This is a genomic window from Bradyrhizobium sp. WBAH42, assembly GCF_024585265.1.
Lineage (GTDB): Bacteria > Pseudomonadota > Alphaproteobacteria > Rhizobiales > Xanthobacteraceae > Bradyrhizobium.
The window spans coordinates 1,420,314-1,434,930 of the sequence record NZ_CP036533.1; the positions used below are offsets into that span (position 1 = coordinate 1,420,314).

General features: G+C 65.4%; 12 protein-coding genes. 2 read left to right on the top strand and 10 right to left on the bottom strand.

Features of this window, described 5'->3' with window-relative positions:
- Window positions 1-23 precede the first annotated feature (23 nt).
- On the top strand, window positions 24-1,163 hold the full coding sequence (locus tag DCG74_RS06610; RefSeq protein WP_172786191.1) for an acyl-CoA dehydrogenase family protein: 1,140 nt from the start codon (window positions 24-26) through the stop codon (window positions 1,161-1,163).
- Window positions 1,164-1,435: 272 nt separating this feature from the next.
- Here DCG74_RS06610 and DCG74_RS06615 read toward each other — a convergent pair whose 3' ends face one another.
- The 10 genes from DCG74_RS06615 to DCG74_RS06660 form a co-directional block, all read right to left on the bottom strand.
- Window positions 1,436-2,473, bottom strand: coding sequence for an amino acid ABC transporter substrate-binding protein (locus tag DCG74_RS06615; RefSeq protein WP_172786190.1), 1,038 nt, complete (start codon window positions 2,471-2,473; stop codon window positions 1,436-1,438).
- A gap of 88 nt (window positions 2,474-2,561) precedes the next feature.
- Window positions 2,562-3,155 (bottom strand): L,D-transpeptidase, encoded by a 594-nt coding sequence (locus tag DCG74_RS06620; protein ID WP_172786189.1) that lies wholly within the window; start codon window positions 3,153-3,155, stop codon window positions 2,562-2,564.
- A gap of 363 nt (window positions 3,156-3,518) precedes the next feature.
- Window positions 3,519-4,490, bottom strand: coding sequence for a hypothetical protein (locus DCG74_RS06625; RefSeq protein ID WP_172786188.1), 972 nt, complete (start codon window positions 4,488-4,490; stop codon window positions 3,519-3,521).
- Window positions 4,491-4,595: 105 nt separating this feature from the next.
- A complete protein-coding gene (locus DCG74_RS06630; RefSeq protein WP_172786187.1) occupies window positions 4,596-5,159 on the bottom strand; it encodes a thioredoxin family protein in 564 nt (187 codons plus the stop codon).
- A 32-nt stretch (window positions 5,160-5,191) separates the two neighbouring features.
- Complete coding sequence (locus DCG74_RS06635) at window positions 5,192-5,890, bottom strand: cytochrome c biogenesis CcdA family protein (protein WP_172786186.1); 699 nt, start codon at window positions 5,888-5,890, stop codon at window positions 5,192-5,194.
- A gap of 500 nt (window positions 5,891-6,390) precedes the next feature.
- Window positions 6,391-7,002, bottom strand: coding sequence for a sigma-70 family RNA polymerase sigma factor (locus tag DCG74_RS06640; RefSeq protein WP_172786185.1), 612 nt, complete (start codon window positions 7,000-7,002; stop codon window positions 6,391-6,393).
- A gap of 424 nt (window positions 7,003-7,426) precedes the next feature.
- Window positions 7,427-8,158, bottom strand: coding sequence for a response regulator (locus DCG74_RS06645; protein WP_036020286.1), 732 nt, complete (start codon window positions 8,156-8,158; stop codon window positions 7,427-7,429).
- A gap of 10 nt (window positions 8,159-8,168) precedes the next feature.
- Window positions 8,169-9,914 carry a DUF3369 domain-containing protein gene (locus tag DCG74_RS06650; RefSeq protein WP_172786184.1) on the bottom strand — a complete coding sequence of 582 codons (1,746 nt, stop codon included), beginning with the start codon at window positions 9,912-9,914 and terminating at the stop codon, window positions 8,169-8,171.
- Complete coding sequence (locus DCG74_RS06655) at window positions 9,884-11,962, bottom strand: ATP-binding protein (RefSeq protein WP_210268314.1); 2,079 nt, start codon at window positions 11,960-11,962, stop codon at window positions 9,884-9,886. Before DCG74_RS06655 ends, DCG74_RS06650 begins: the two co-directional genes overlap by 31 nt.
- A 6-nt stretch (window positions 11,963-11,968) precedes the next feature.
- Window positions 11,969-12,979: a TRAP transporter substrate-binding protein gene (locus DCG74_RS06660; protein ID WP_172786183.1), complete on the bottom strand. Its 1,011-nt coding sequence runs from the start codon at window positions 12,977-12,979 to the stop codon at window positions 11,969-11,971.
- 278 nt (window positions 12,980-13,257) lie between these two features.
- Between DCG74_RS06660 and ugpB the strand changes: the two genes are divergently transcribed.
- Window positions 13,258-14,598 carry a sn-glycerol-3-phosphate ABC transporter substrate-binding protein UgpB gene (gene ugpB / locus DCG74_RS06665; protein ID WP_172786234.1) on the top strand — a complete coding sequence of 447 codons (1,341 nt, stop codon included), beginning with the start codon at window positions 13,258-13,260 and terminating at the stop codon, window positions 14,596-14,598.
- Window positions 14,599-14,617 lie beyond the last annotated feature (19 nt).

The window sequence follows — 14,617 nt, forward strand, 5'->3', positions numbered from 1 at the left end:
GATTACGAATCGGAAAAACGCACATGCCCCTCGTCCTCACTGAAGAACAATCTATGCTCCGCGACTCCGCGCGCGGGCTGATCAGCGACAAGGCGCCGGTGTCGCACCTGCGGCACTTGCGCGACAGCAAGGACCCCACCGGTTTCTCCAAGGAGCTTTGGCATTCCTTCGCCGAGATGGGTTTCGCCGGCTTGCTGGTGCCGGAAGAGTTCGGCGGCAGCGGTCTCGGTTTCGTCGAGGCCGGAATTATCATGGAGGAGATCGGTCGCACCTTGATGCCATCGCCCTTCCTTGCGACGTCAGTGGTGGCGGCATCAGTGCTGTCCCGCGGCGGCAATGCCGCGCAAAAATCGGAATATTTGTCGGAGATCGCGAGCGGCTCGCTGCTCGCGACGCTGGCGATCGACGAGGGCGCCAAGCATCGCCCGCTGCAGACCAGCCTTAAGGCCGTGCGCGCCGGCAACGGCTTCAAGCTCTCCGGTGCCAAGGCGCTGGTGGTCGACGGCCACGTCGCCGATCTCCTGATCGTCGCTGCCCGCACCGCGGGCGACGCCGGCGAGCGCGAGGGCCTGACGCTGTTCCTGGTCAATCCCAAAGCCAAGGGCGTTGCGATCGAGCGCACCATCATGGTCGATGCGCACAATGCGGCGCGGATCGAATTTGCCAATGTCGAGGTCGATGCCGACAGCGTGCTCGGCGAGGTCGACCAGGCGGCCGGCCTGCTCGATGGCGTGCTCGATATCGGCCGCGGCGCGGTCGCTGCCGAAATGGTCGGCCTCAGCGATGAAGTGTTCAACCGCACCGTCGAGTATCTGAAGAGCCGCAAACAATTCGGCAAGCTGATCGGCGAATTCCAGGCGCTGCAGCATCGCGCCGCCGAGCTCTATATCGACATCGAGATCACCCGCGCCGCCACCATGAAGGCGCTGCAGGCGCTGGATGCCGACGTCGTCAAGGCCACGCCCGCCGTCGCCGTCGCCAAGGCGCGCGCAGGCACCACCGCCACGCGCGCGGTGCAGGAAGGCGTGCAGATGCACGGCGGCATGGGCATGACCGACCAGTTCGACATCGGCTTCTTCATGAAGCGCGCGCGGGTCTGCGAGGAGCTGTTCGGCGACGCGAACTACCACACCGAGCAGCTGGCACGGTCGCGGGGGTATTGAGGCGGGGTTGGGGCGCGAGGCGCGCCACACCCTCGGCGTCGTCGCCCGGCTTGACCGGGCGACCCAGTACGCCGCGGCCTCTCCGCATACGTTTGAAGTCTCTGGAATACTGGATCGCCCGGTCGAGCCGGGCGATGACAGTTGAGAGTGTAGAGAGCGCTTGCCCCAATCTCGTCATTGCGAGCGCAGCGAAGCAATCCAGAATCTTGCCGTGGAGACAGTCCGGATTGCTTCGTCGCTGCGCTCCTCGCAATGACGGTGGTTAGACCGCCTTACCGCATTGGCGGCGCGTATTGCACGCCGCCTGCGTTCCACAGCTGGTTCATGCCGCGCGGGATCTTCAGTTTCGACTTCTCGCCGATGTTGCGATCATACATCTCGCCGTAATTGCCGACGTGGCGGATGATGCGCGCGGCCCAGTCCTTGGTGAGGCCGAGCTGCTCGCCGTAATTGCCATCGGTGCCGACGAGGCGCATCACTTCCGGCTTCTTCGACTTCAGGGCCTCGTCGATGTTCTCCGAGGACACGCCGAGCTCCTCGGCGTTGATCATCGCGTACAGCGTCCACTTCACGATCATCATCCAGTCGTCGTCGCGCTGGCGCACGACGGGGGCGAGCGGCTCCTTGGAGATCATGTCCGGCAGGATCATGTGGTCGCCGGGCTTCGTCAGGTTCAGCCGCAGAGCATAGAGCTGAGAAACGTCGGCGGAGAACGTGTCGCATTTTCCGGTGTCGTAGGCCTTGACCACGTCGGCGAGGTTGTCGAACTTCACCTCTTCATACTTCATGTTGTTGACGCGGAAGTAGTCGGCGACGTTGAGCGCCGTCGTGGTGTTGGCCTGCACGCAGACTTTGCTGCCGGTCAGATCCAGCGACGTCTCCTTGTTGCGCGAGCGCGGCAGCATGAAGCCGGCGCCGTCGTAATAAGCGATGGCAGGGAAATAGAGGTCATACTCGAGTTCGCGCGCCATGCTCCAGGTCGTGTTGCGCGACAGGATGTCGATCTTCCGGCTCTGCAATTCCCTGAAGCGCTCGCTGGCGTCGAGCGGAATCATCTTCGCCTTGCCGGGATCGTTGAAGATCGCAGCAGCCACCGCGCGGCAGAAATCGACGTCGAAGCCGCTCCAGTTCTTGTTGTCTTCCGAATACGAGAAGCCCGGCAGGCCCTTGTTGACGCCGCACAGCACTTCGCCGCGGCGCACGGTGCGCTTCAGGGTGCGGGTGTCGTAGAATTCATAGATGATGGCGAGGACGCCGACCAGCACGGCGACCGCGAGCCCGATCAGCAGGCCGCCACGAAAAGTGCGCATGATGTCTCTCTCTCGAAAGTATCGGAATAGGAAGCGGAGGAGGGGATGGAGCATGATCCCGAGGGATCATGCTCGAATCTAAGAGCCTTCAGAGCTCGGGCTTCTGCCGGATCACGACCTTGGTGCCGACAGGCACGCGATCGTAGAGATCGGCGACGTCGTTGTTGACGAGACGGAAGCAGCCTGAGGACACCTTGGTGCCGATCGTATCAGGGCGGTTGGTGCCGTGGATACGATAGACCGTGGTGCCCAGATACATGGCGCGGGCGCCCAGCGGATTGCCGGGGCCGCCGGCCATGAAACGCGGCAGATAGGGCTGGCGCTGGATCATCTCCGGCGGCGGCGTCCAGTCCGGCCACTCCTTCTTGTTGGTGATGGTCACCAGTCCCTGCCACTGAAAACCGTCGCGGCCGACGCCGATCCCGTAGCGGATGGCGCGCCCGCCCGGCTGCACCAGGTAGAGGTGGCGCTCGGCGGTCGCGACGATGATGGTGCCGGGCGCTTCCGTGGTTCGGAAGTACACCACCTGCTTCTGCCATTCCGGCTCGAGCTGGTAGGCATCGTCCGCGATCAGGCCCGGCTCGTCGCCGCGGTCCGGCTGCTGGGCGAAGGCGTGCGGCGTGGACAGGACCAGTCCCATCGCAGCCACGAAAATCCCGGTCAGGCGACGAAAATCCGTCATATCAAGCTCTCCCCGCTGCCACAGCGCAAATCATTCGGAACCATCAAACCTGAGGGGCAAGTTCATGGCAAGTTGATGGCGCGCCGTCCTGGCATGTCACGAGAATGCTTTGGTTTTTTGACGGGCCCAGCGCAATGCCACGAACAGGGGATGGCGCGAAAAGCATAGGTGTTGCCGCTCGGGAGGTGAGCTCCCTCCCCCGCTTGCGGGGGAGGGCCAGGGAGAGGGTGCTTCCACAACGGGACACTCCCCCAGGGGAGAGAACCCTCACCCGCGCCTTCGGCGCGACCTCTCCCGCAAGCGGGAGAGGCACAGACCGAACCCGCGGTGAGATCAGCGCTGACAGTGGGCACGAGGCGCCAGCTAAATCCGGTTGCTCTCCGCCGCGATCCCGAGCCGCCGCACGATCTCCGTCGCCACGGCGCGGGCCTCGGGCCGCGAGCCGATGCGGGGGCTGCGAAACCGTCGGCCCGAATGCAGCCGGATCACCACGATGCAATGCTCGTCCTCGGAGCGGCCGCGGCGCTCGACCGTGATCGACTTGACGTCGGGCCCGGCGATATGGTCGGCCCGCAAGCTGCCGTCGCCCCACAGGCGCTCGACGCGTATATCGTTCGCTCCGATCACCCAGAATGCGCCGGTGGCGAGGTTCGCATAGCGATAGACCGCGAATGCCGCGATCGCGCCCAGCGGCAGCAGCAGGATATCGACATGGCTGGGGGACAGGCCGCGCCACAGCTTATAGGCATAGGGGACCGCGGACAGAGCCACCGCGATCAGTGCGACGATCCGGATGTCCCGCGCCGAAAACGCCTCGAGCGGCTCGCCGAGATGCATCTCGGGATTGCTGGCATCGAGCGGGTTGCTCGGCGTCTCGACATTGGGAACGTCGAAATGCGCCGCGATCCACGCCACGGTGTCACGAACATGGGTGACATCGGGAATCGGCGGCGAGGTCAGGCGCTCGCCCGAGGCAAGCGTGAAGACGAGTTGGAAACGGGCCTTCACCCTCTTGCTGCCGGGGACCTGTAGCGCCGTGATCTCGTCCTTGCCGACGAGGCGCGTCTGGAGCTTTCCGAACGGCCGCTGCCGGCCGATCAGGATCTCGTCCGGCGTGATGATCCACACCACCGCCGGCGCCATCATGATGCCGACGACGAATCCGGCTCCCACCAGCAGCGCCACCGCCGATATCAGGATTTCCAGAACGTCCTGCGTGAACAGTCCCGGCGTAAAGCAGAGCGCGACGGCCGCCGCCGAGCCGGCCACGACCAGCCGCTGTGCGATCGAGGACCCTTCACGAAGGCGGATGTCGGTGCTGGTGGTCGCGTCCATTGCGGGCGGCTGATTGCGTCGGGTTGCGAAACTCCACGGACGGCTCCGTGGAGTCAAGCAACAAGGGCGACAATTGCAGCCCGCCGCGCGATGGTCCCCGCGGCGTCAGCTGCTCGCGTTCAGCAGCCTGGCCACCGTGCGATCGATCTCGTCATAGCGGCCTTCGCCGGCGTGCTGGAACACGATTTTGCCGCTCTGGTCGACGATGTATTGCGCCGGCCAATATTGGTTGCGATAGGCGTTCCAGGTCTTGGACTCATTGTCCTGCGCCACCGGATAGGTGATGCCGTGGCGCTTCAGCGCGGCCTGCACGTTGGCGGCCGAGCGCTCGAACGGGAATTCCGGCGTGTGCACGCCGACCACGACGAGACCCCGATCCTTGTACTTGGCGTAGAGCTCGGTGACGTGCGGCAGCGTGTTGACGCAGTTGACGCAGCCATAGGTCCAGAAGTCGACCAGCACGACCTTGCCGCGGAGGTCGGCGATGCTCAGCGGCTTCGAGTTGAACCAGTTGGTGATGCCGGCGAAGTCGGGCGCGGCCTGCTGGTTCGCGGCGGCGGTGACGAGAGGCGCGGCGCGCGCGGCCTCGTCGCAGATGCCGGGGATGACGGCGCCGGTGACGGTGATGCCGATCAGTGCAGCAGAGGTTGCGAGCAGCTTGAGAGTCATGGAAAGCGTCCTTTCGGTGATGATGAGGGTGATCACAGGCCGATCTGGCCGGTGGGGTAGAAGCCGGTGAGCCACGCCACGATCAGCGTGTCGTATTGGAAATAGGCGGCGACCGCGAAGCCGATCACGACCAGGCCAAACCCCTGCTGCAGCCGCGGCGAGATCCGGGCCAGGCTGCGCACGCGCGTGGTCGCCGCCTGTCCGCCATAGGCGATCGCCAGCATCGGAATTGCCGCGCCAATCGCATAGGCGATCAGCAGCGTGCCGGCCCAGCCGAGATTCTTCGAGGTCGCCACCAGCGTCAGGATCGAGCCGAGCACGGGCCCTGCGCAGGGCGTCCAGACCAGGCCCAGCGTGGTGCCGAGGATGAGCCCGCCGAGCGCGCCCTCGCGCTGCGTGCTGCTCGAATTGCCGAGAGCGAGCCAGCCATTGAGCCGGATCGACAGCCACTCGAACGGCGCCGGCCACAGCATCAACAGGCCGAAGCCGAGCAGCAGGATCGACGCCGCTTCGCGCAGCACGTTCGGATCGAAATCGAAGATCCGCGTGATCGCGCCGAGCGCCAGCGCGACGGCCGAGAACGAGACGACGAAGCCGAGCGCGATCATCGCGGGGCGCAGTTGCGAGGAGTGCCCGATCGAAGCGCCAAGCAGGATCGGCAGCATCGGCAACGTGCAGGGCGCGGCGATGGTGAGGATTCCGGCGAGGAGAGCAAAGAGGAGTTCGAGCATGGCGCACTCGTTATGGTGGTCGCGAGGGATGTTCGGGATGGATGCGACGGTCGTTACGCAGCGTCACGCCTTCGTGACGGAGCCTATCGCTTTGCAGAGCACGGTGCCGGCTCCGCCATCGGTGCGCTCCCTCCCCCGCTTGCGGGGGAGGGCTGGGGAGAGGGTGTCTCCACAACGGGACACTCCCCCAGAGGAAAGAACCCTCACCCGCCGCGCCGGCGATGCTGCGCATCGCCCGGGCGCGTCGGCCTCTCCCGCAAGCGGGAGAGGCGGAGCCTGCAGCTGCCGCCGCGGGCCCCAAATACAAAACGACCCGGACGGGGCATCGTCCGGGTCGCTGGAGGTCTTGGGAGGTTTAACGAAACCGTATGGGAGCTTTATAGAGCGGAAGTTTTTCCGCCTGATGTTGTCGTTTGTTTCAATTGTTTCATCAGTGGTAACGCTTCCGTGTCCGGGAATAGGGCCAACATTGATGTCCTATCCCCTTGAAATCATTGCGCTTACGCGGCGAAACGGTCGACGCCGGCGCCCTTAAGCAAATCGGCGAGTTGCTTGCGGGCATAGAACATCCGCGTCTTCACCGTGCTCTGGGGGATGCCGATGATCTGGCCGACCTCCTCCACCGACTTCTCGTGGTAGTAGACGAGGTTGATGATCTCGCGGTGCGCCGGCGACAGCTTCTGCACGCAGGCGCGCAGGATGGCGCTGGTGTCGCTGCGGTCGAGCGAGGTCTCCGGCGTGTCGCAATCATCAGGAATCTGGCGCACGTCTTCCTGATCGATGTCCTCGAAGCGGCGCTGGCGCATCGCGGTCAGCGCCTTGAAGCGGGCGATCGAGAGCAGCCAGGTGGACACCTGCGAGCGGCCCTGGAACTGGCCGGCGGTCCGCCACACGTCCAGAAACACCTGGCTGACCAGATCTTCCGCCGTGGTGGCGTCGCGCACGATGCGCAGGATGAAGCGGTACACCCGCACATTGTGCCGGCAATAAAGGATGTGCATGGCCGTCCGGTTGCCGCCGGCAATGCTTTCGAGGAGCATGTCGTCCGAGGTCGCCTGAGCGGCAATGATGCTCTGGCTGGCTTGGGCGTTGATGGCAATGACGTTCGGCATGGACTTGGCTCCCCGTAGCGCCGCAACCGAGCGGCGTTTCCTTGGGTCAAAGTGTTAATCAGCCAACGTTTCGGGACGTCTGCACGAAAAGCGGAAAATGGTTTCGTGCGCCGTCAAATTGTTTCGTAGCAACCGCCGCGACGAAACATTCGAGGCAAAAAACCGTGTGATTTCAATATACGGAAAATACGGGGGTAGGTTATCGGACGCGGACAGTGACGCCGCGGAACGAATCCCGGGGGATTGCGTTTGGTCGCGCCGCTCCCACCGCCGTCGTCCCGGGGCGCGAAGCGTTCAAGATGCCGGTCTCGTAGGGTGGGCAAAGGCGCAAAGCGCCGTGCCCACGATCTCTCGCAATTATCGAAGGAATGGTGGGCACGCTTCGCTTTGCCCACCCTACCGGCATCTGGCGTGCCGCTCGCCCTTACGCCTTCTCGCCCTGCGGCGAGAACAGATAGCCGCCGCCGCGGATGGTGCGGATCACGGCGGGCTTGGCCGGGTCGGGCTCGATCTTGCGGCGGATGCGCATGATGCGCAGATCGACCGCGCGGTCGAAGGCTTCGGCATCGCGGGCGTTGGCAAGCTCGAGCAGGCGCTCGCGCGACAGCACGCGCTTCGGGTTGGCCGCGAACACCTTCAAGAGCCCGAACTCGGACGCCGTCAGCGGATGCTCGTTGCCCTCGTCGTCGCGCAAGGCCTGCGCTTCGAGGTCGAGCCATTTGGTGCCGAAGCGCACCAGCTGCTCCTTGTCCGACTTCGCCGCCGGCGCGTCCGCCGCCTTGGCCGGCCCGCTCCGGCGCAGCACCGAGCGGATGCGCGCCATCAATTCGCGCAGCTCGCAGGGCTTTGCGACGTAATCGTCGGCGCCGAGCTCGAGGCCGACCACGCGGTCGATCGGGCTCGCGGTCGCGGTCAGCATGATCACGGGCACGTTGATGCGGCTCTTGAGGTCGCGGATGATCGAGAGCCCGTCTTCCTCGGGCATGTTGAGGTCGAGCACGACGAGGTCGGGCATGCTGCCCTGGATCGCGGCGCGCAAGGATTTGCCGCCGTCGCACAGCGTCACGGTGAAGCCGTGCATCTTGAGGTAATCGCCGACCATCTCCCGGGCCGGGGCCTCGTCGTCGACGATCATGATGTGCTGGCTTTGAGTCATGGTCTTTGCATCATGGTATTTCGGTCGCGGGGAGGGTGATGGTGAAGGTCGAGCCCTTGCCGGGGCCCTCGCTTTCGGCGGTCACCTCGCCGCCGTGCATGTCGATGATACGCTTGACGATGGACAGACCAAGTCCCGTCGAGCTCTCGCCGGCGGTCGGTTTGGCCGACAGCCGCTGGAACCGGCCGAACAGGCGGCCGAGATCCTCCGGCGACAGGCCGGCGCCCTCGTCGCTGACACGGACCATGGTGTCGCTGCCTTCGTGCACGACGGCCACCTCGATCTTGCCGCCGATCGGCGAGTATTTGATGGCGTTGCTGATGAGATTGTCGATCGCCTCGCGGATGCGGTCGGTGTCGCACATGGTGACGATGTTGGCCGGCGCCGTGACGCTGATCGCCTGCTGCTTGTTGACGGCGAGCGGCTGGTTGGCCTCGGCGACCTCCTTGACCAGGGCGGCGACGTCGACCGGCTCGCGGCGGATGGTGATGTCGAAGGCATCCGCCATCGCGTCCGAGATCAAATGATCGACCATCGTGGTCAGGCGCTTGGTGGCGTCGCGGATGTGGTCGACCTGGGCGACCACGCCGCTTTCCGAGGCGCCGGTCGAGATCAGCTCCTTCAGCATCTCGGTGCGGCCGAGAATGACGCCGAGCGGGTTCTTCAGGTCGTGCGCGACGGTGCCCAGAATCTCGTTCTTGAAGCCGTTGGCGCGCTGCAGGCGCAGCCATTGCGCCGAGAGCCGGCGGTTGGCCTGCATCAGCGCGCGGGTGCGCTGGGCGACGCGGTCCTCCAGCTGGGTGTTGGCGTCCTGCAGCTGCTGATAGAGGATGACGTTGTCGAAGGCGATCGAGAGCCGGCTCGAGAAGATCTCGACCAGCGAGCGGTCGGTCTCCGACAGCTCGCGCTCGGCCTGCAGCAGCACCACGACCTCGCGCCCCGATCCGGTGCGCAAATAGATCACGCTGCGATGGTCGGCGAACTCGTTCTTGCGGCGCTGGAACGCGGCCTCCACCATCTCGCGCAGCTCGGGGTCGAGCGCCTTCGACGACGTGGTGCCGATGAAGCGGCTGTAGCAGCCGCTGCCGGCGAGCACGGAGAGCTCGGGATCGTTGCCGCCATTGTCGCGCAGCACGAGGATGCCGGCGCAATCGACGTTGAGCAGCGAAGCGAGCTGGGTCAGGACGCCCTCGGCGAGCCGCTGCATCGACTTGAAGTCGTACAGCGTGGATGCGGCGTCGATGATGATCTCCAGCCCGCGCCGCGTCTGCACCATGCGCTCGAGCTGCTGATAGGAGCGCAGCGCCGCGGTCAGCGAGGTGAACAGCTTGTCGGCGGTGAGCTCGGTCTTGGCCTTGTAGTCGTTGATGTCGTACTGAACGATCACGCGCCGCTCCGGCGCCTGGCCGGGCTGGCCGGTGCGCAGGATGATGCGCACGGTCTCGTTCCGGATCTCGTTGCGGATGAACTCGACCAGCTCGAGGCCGGCGACGTCGGTCTCCATGATGACGTCGAGCAGCACGGCGGCGACGTCGCGGTGCTCGGCCATCAGCTTGCGGCCTTCCGCCGCGGAATAGGCCGACAGGATCTCCAGGCTCTGGCCGTTCAGACTGTAGTCCGACAGCGCAAAACGCGTGCCGTCATGGACGGCCGGATCGTCATCGATGACGGCGATCTTCCATTTCCGGGCGTTGCTATCCTCCGACGCGGTACCGGTATCGTCGATCAGGTGGAGGACATCGTCCTGTTCGGCCATTGAGAAGATCCGTCACTTTCTGTGCTTTGCGCGCCGCCCTTGGCGACGCGGGGCATGATAATGCGAAAAGTAGTGCCTTGTCCCAGCTTGGATTCCAGCATCATGCGGCCGCCGAGCTGTTGGGTGACGAGGTTATAGACGATATGAAGGCCAAGTCCCGTGCCGCCTTCATTGCGCCGGGTGGTAAAGAAAGGGTCAAAGGCCTGGCGCTGCACGTCGGGGGTCATGCCGGCCCCGTCGTCGGAGAAGCTGATCTCGATGTCCTCGGTCCCGCGCGGCCGCGCCGAGATCGCGATCCGGCCGGCGCGGCCGTCGGCGAAGGCGTGGTTGGCGGCGTTTAGGAAGAGGTTGGTCAGGATCTGGCCGTAGGAGCCGGGATAGCCGTCGAGCAGCAGCCCCTCGGGCACGTCGACCTCCAGCGTGATCGGCGAGCGCTTCAGCACGGGCTTGAGGCTGGCGATGATCTGGTCGGTGGCTTCGCTCAGGGAGAACTGCCGCCGCTCGGCATGGGAACGGTCGACCGCGACTTGCTTGAACGACTGGATCAGCTCGCCGGCGCGCTGGAGATTGGCGACGAGCTGCTGCGAGGCGTCGCGCGAGGATTGCACGAACTCCTCCAGCTGCGAGCGGCGCAGGCCGCCGTCGCCCTTGAGCTGGGCTTCGAAGATTTCGGTGCGCCGGGCAAAGCTCGAGGCCACCGTCAGGCTGATGCCGATCGGGTTGTTGACCTCGTGCGCGACGCCGGCAACCAGGCCGCCGAGCGCGGCCAGCCGCTCGGCGTCGATCAGGTTCTGCTGCGCGGCGTTGAGCTCGAGCAGGGCGCTCTCGGCCTTCTCCTTCGAGGCGCGCAGCTCGTCCTCGGTCCGGCGCTTGGCGATCGCGTTCTCGCGGAACACCTCCACCGCGCGCGCCATGGCGCCGACCTCGTCGCGCGCCTTGGTGCCCTGCACCTCGCGGTCGAGATCGCCGAGCGTGATCGCGCGCATCGCCGTCATGATCTGCTGCAGCGGCAGGCGGATCGACAGCGCGATCAGGACGCCCGCGGTGAGGATGATGCCGAGGAAGATCACCGCGATCGACAGCACGCGCCGTGAGATGTCCGCCAGCGTGCGGTCGAACGTCTCCTGCGCCTTCTGCTCGCGCTGGCGCATCTTGGTCGAGAGGTCGTCGATGGCGCCGATCGCCTCGGCCTGGCTGGCGTCGATGGTGTTGCGCAACAGCTCGGTGCGGCTCGCAAGCTGCTCGGAGAGCTTTGCAAAGCCCTCGCGCAGCGCGGCGGTGCGGGCGCCGAGCCGCTGCAGCGCCATCCTCTGCAGGTCGTTGTCGGCGAGATCGATCATGACCGGGATGGTCCGCTCGATCGTCTCGGTGTTGCGGCGTGCGTCGTCGGCGGCGCCCGAGGACTGCGACAGATAATAGGAATTGGCCGCAACCAGCATCGCGGTGAAGGCCTCGCGGGATTTGCCGAGCGAGGGCCAGATCAGCGCGTCGCGATGGCCGGTGGCGCCCTCGATGATGGAGTAGAGCCCGGCCATGTCCCTGGCCGGGCCCTGCACCTGCTCTTCATAAGTCTTGGCGATCGTGGCCTGCACGCTGCGCAGCTCGCCGAAGCCGTTGAGGAAGCGGTCGGTGGTGCGCTCCAGCTCCTCGACCGAGCCCGACAGCATCGGGTCCTTGGCGGCGCGACCCGTCAGCGTGCCCAGCACCGCCTCGCGCAGCAACAGGATCTCGGCGAACAGGTCCGGGCTCGGCTGGTTGATGTAGCGGTGGATCAGGTTCTGCAGCCGTCCGGTCTCGCTTTCAAGCAGCGCCAGGATCCGGTCGGACTCGCGCACCTGGCGCACGTCGTCCCAGGCCGAACCGAGCACCTGCGCGCCGTTCCAGATCATCGCCACCAGCACCACGACCACGGCGGAGTTCAGCGCGGCGATCGACAGGATGCGCCAGCGGATCGGCACCGCCCGCAGCAGGCCGACGATGCGCGCGCGCAGCTGCCCGATCGGGCCGGGCGGCTTGTCCGCGTGTTCGCTATGTCCAAGCGCAGCCAACAGGCCTCACTCCACCTTGCGAATGCGTTCGATCAGCGCGGCCGCCGCGGGGTCGCGTTCGGCCTTGGCGTAGATTGCGGCCATCGCCTCCTCGAACGGCTTGCGGTCGATGTCCTTGACGACGGTCACGCCGGCTTCCTGCGCCTTGCGCTGCGACTGGTCCTCGAGGTCGCGCCACTTCTCGCGCATGAACCGGCTGGAGCGCTGCGCGGCCTCCTTGAAGATTGTCTGCTCCTCTGCCGACAGGCTCTTCCAGGCCTTCAGCGAGATCACCAGCACTTCCGGGCTCATCGTGTGCTCGGTGAGCGAGTAATAGCCGGCATGCTTGTAATGGTCCGTGGTCACGAAGGATGGCCAATTGTTCTCGGCGCCGTCGATCAGATGGTTGGCAAGCCCGGTGATCACCTGCCCGTAGGGAAGCTCGACCGGCTCGGCGCCGAGCGCGCGCATCATCTGGCTCATCAACTCCGACTGCTGCACCCGGATCCGCAATCCCTTGAGATCCGCGATGGTCTTTACCGGGCGGACCCCGTTGTAGATCGACCGCGCGCCCGAATCGTAGAAGGCGAGCCCGACGAAGCCGTAGGGCTCGAAGCTGCCGAGGATCTCGCTGCCGACAGGTCCGTCCAGCACCTTCTGCATGTGCTCGATGGACCGGAACAGGAACGGCATCGCCAGCACGTTCATGGCCGGGACGAAATTGCCGATCAGCGCCACGTTGGTCCGGTTGAGGTCGATCGCACCGGCCCGGGTCTGCTCGATGGTCTCCTTTTCCTCCCCGAGCTGGCGGGAGTGGAACACCTTGATCTCGTGCCGGCCGCCGGTGCGCTCGGCGATCAGGGCGCCCATGTAGCGCAGCGCCTGGACGGTCGGGTAATTCTCGGTCTGGGTATCGGCGGCGCGAAATTCGCGCGCAACAGCGCCCGTCGCGCACATGCTCGACGAGACTGCGGCAAGCAGAAGCGCAACGAAGACCACCCCGGTCCGCGAGAGTTCGGCACGGCTCAACACTGGCACACTCAACCCCTCAGTGGTGGAGTCTATGGCGGAAGGAAAAGGTTCAATGCAATCTAAAGCGTTTTCAAGCGAAGTGGATACCGGTTCGCGTAAAGAAAACGCGTCAAATTAAGGTCTAGAGACCCGTTCCGATCGGAACGAGGCTCTAGCAGATGGTTAAGGGAAGGCCATCCCGCCTGGTTCCGCAAGACCGATTGTGCGGCGCGGCCGGCGTTCATTCCCGGTTGAAACCGGTTATGTCGCGCCTTAAGCAGGGCAGCCGGCTGTCGCCGTGCGTTCTGGGAAGAGCCATCGTGAGGTCAGCCTTGCGCCTTTTGCAGCTCGTCGCCGCCTTTGCGGCCCTCTCATTGGCCGCCCCTGCGCGGGCCGCCACCGAGATCGCGTGGTGGCACGCCATGTCCGGCGAGCTCGGCCGGCAGCTGGAAAAGCTCGCCGCCGACTTCAACGCCTCGCAATCCGGCTACCGCATCGTGCCCGTCTACAAGGGCAATTACACCGAGACCGTGACGGCCGCGATCTTCGCCTTCCGCTCGCGCAGCCAGCCCGCCATCGTCCAGGTCAACGAGGTCGCCACCGCCACCATGACCGCGGCCAAGGGCGCGATCTACCCGGTGTTCAGCCTGATGCGGGACCAGGGCGAGCCGTTTTCGCTCAATGATTACCTCCCCGCGGTCTCCGGCTACTACACCGATGCGGCCGGCAATCTATTGTCCTTCCCGTTCAATTCCTCGACGCCGATCCTCTATTACAACAAGACCATGTTCCGCGACGCGGGCCTCGATCCCGAGGTACCGCCGAAGACCTGGGCCGAATTGGGAGCGGCCGCGAAGCGCCTGCGCGACCGCGGCGCTCCCTGCGGCTTCACCACGTCCTGGCCGTCCTGGATCCATGTCGAGAATTTTTCCGCCTTCCATAACCTCGCGGTCGCGAGCCGGGCGAACGGCTTTGCCGGGCTGGATGCGGAATTGACCATCAACAATCCGACGCTGGTGCATCACGTCGCGGCGCTCAGCGAGTGGCAGAAGACCAAGCTGTTCGACTACAGCGGCCGCGGGCAGTCGGCCGAGCCGCGCTTCCAGAAGGGCGAGTGCGGCATCTTCATCGGCTCCTCGGCGACGCGCGCCGACATCAAGGCCAATTCGAAGTTCGAGATCGGCTATGGCATGATGCCCTATTGGCCCGACGTGAAGGGCGCGCCGCAGAACTCGATCATCGGCGGCGCCACGCTGTGGGTGCTGCGCGACCGTCCGCGCGAGGAATACAAGGGCGTGGCGCGCTTCTTCGCCTATCTGTCCCAGCCCGGCGTGCAGGCCGCCTGGCACCAGAACACCGGCTATCTGCCCGTCACCCGCGCCGCCTTCGAGCTGACGCGCGCGCAAGGCTTCTACGAGCGCAATCCCGGCTCGGCGATCTCGTTCGAGCAGATCACGCTCAATCCGCCGACCGAGAACTCCAAGGGCATCCGGCTCGGCTCCTTCGTCCTGATCCGCGGCGTGATCGAGGACGAGCTCGAGCAGGCCTTCGCCGGCCAAAAGAGCGCGCAATCAGCGCTCGATTCCGCCGTTGAGCGCGGCAACAAGCTGCTCCGCCAGTTCGAGCGGGCGAGCCCCGAGCGGTAGGGGTGTGTCGCGATTGGAT

Excerpts from the sequence above, each read along its gene's own strand:
- DCG74_RS06610 (WP_172786191.1), top strand. The coding sequence starts at position 24 with ATGCCCCTCGTCCTCACTGAAGAACAATCTATGCTCCGCGACTCCGCG.
- DCG74_RS06615 (WP_172786190.1), bottom strand. The coding sequence starts at position 2,473 with ATGCGCACTTTTCGTGGCGGCCTGCTGATCGGGCTCGCGGTCGCCGTG.
- DCG74_RS06620 (WP_172786189.1), bottom strand. The coding sequence starts at position 3,155 with ATGACGGATTTTCGTCGCCTGACCGGGATTTTCGTGGCTGCGATGGGA.
- DCG74_RS06625 (WP_172786188.1), bottom strand. The coding sequence starts at position 4,490 with ATGGACGCGACCACCAGCACCGACATCCGCCTTCGTGAAGGGTCCTCG.
- DCG74_RS06630 (WP_172786187.1), bottom strand. The coding sequence starts at position 5,159 with ATGACTCTCAAGCTGCTCGCAACCTCTGCTGCACTGATCGGCATCACC.
- DCG74_RS06635 (WP_172786186.1), bottom strand. The coding sequence starts at position 5,890 with ATGCTCGAACTCCTCTTTGCTCTCCTCGCCGGAATCCTCACCATCGCC.
- DCG74_RS06640 (WP_172786185.1), bottom strand. The coding sequence starts at position 7,002 with ATGCCGAACGTCATTGCCATCAACGCCCAAGCCAGCCAGAGCATCATT.
- DCG74_RS06645 (WP_036020286.1), bottom strand. The coding sequence starts at position 8,158 with ATGACTCAAAGCCAGCACATCATGATCGTCGACGACGAGGCCCCGGCC.
- DCG74_RS06650 (WP_172786184.1), bottom strand. The coding sequence starts at position 9,914 with ATGGCCGAACAGGACGATGTCCTCCACCTGATCGACGATACCGGTACC.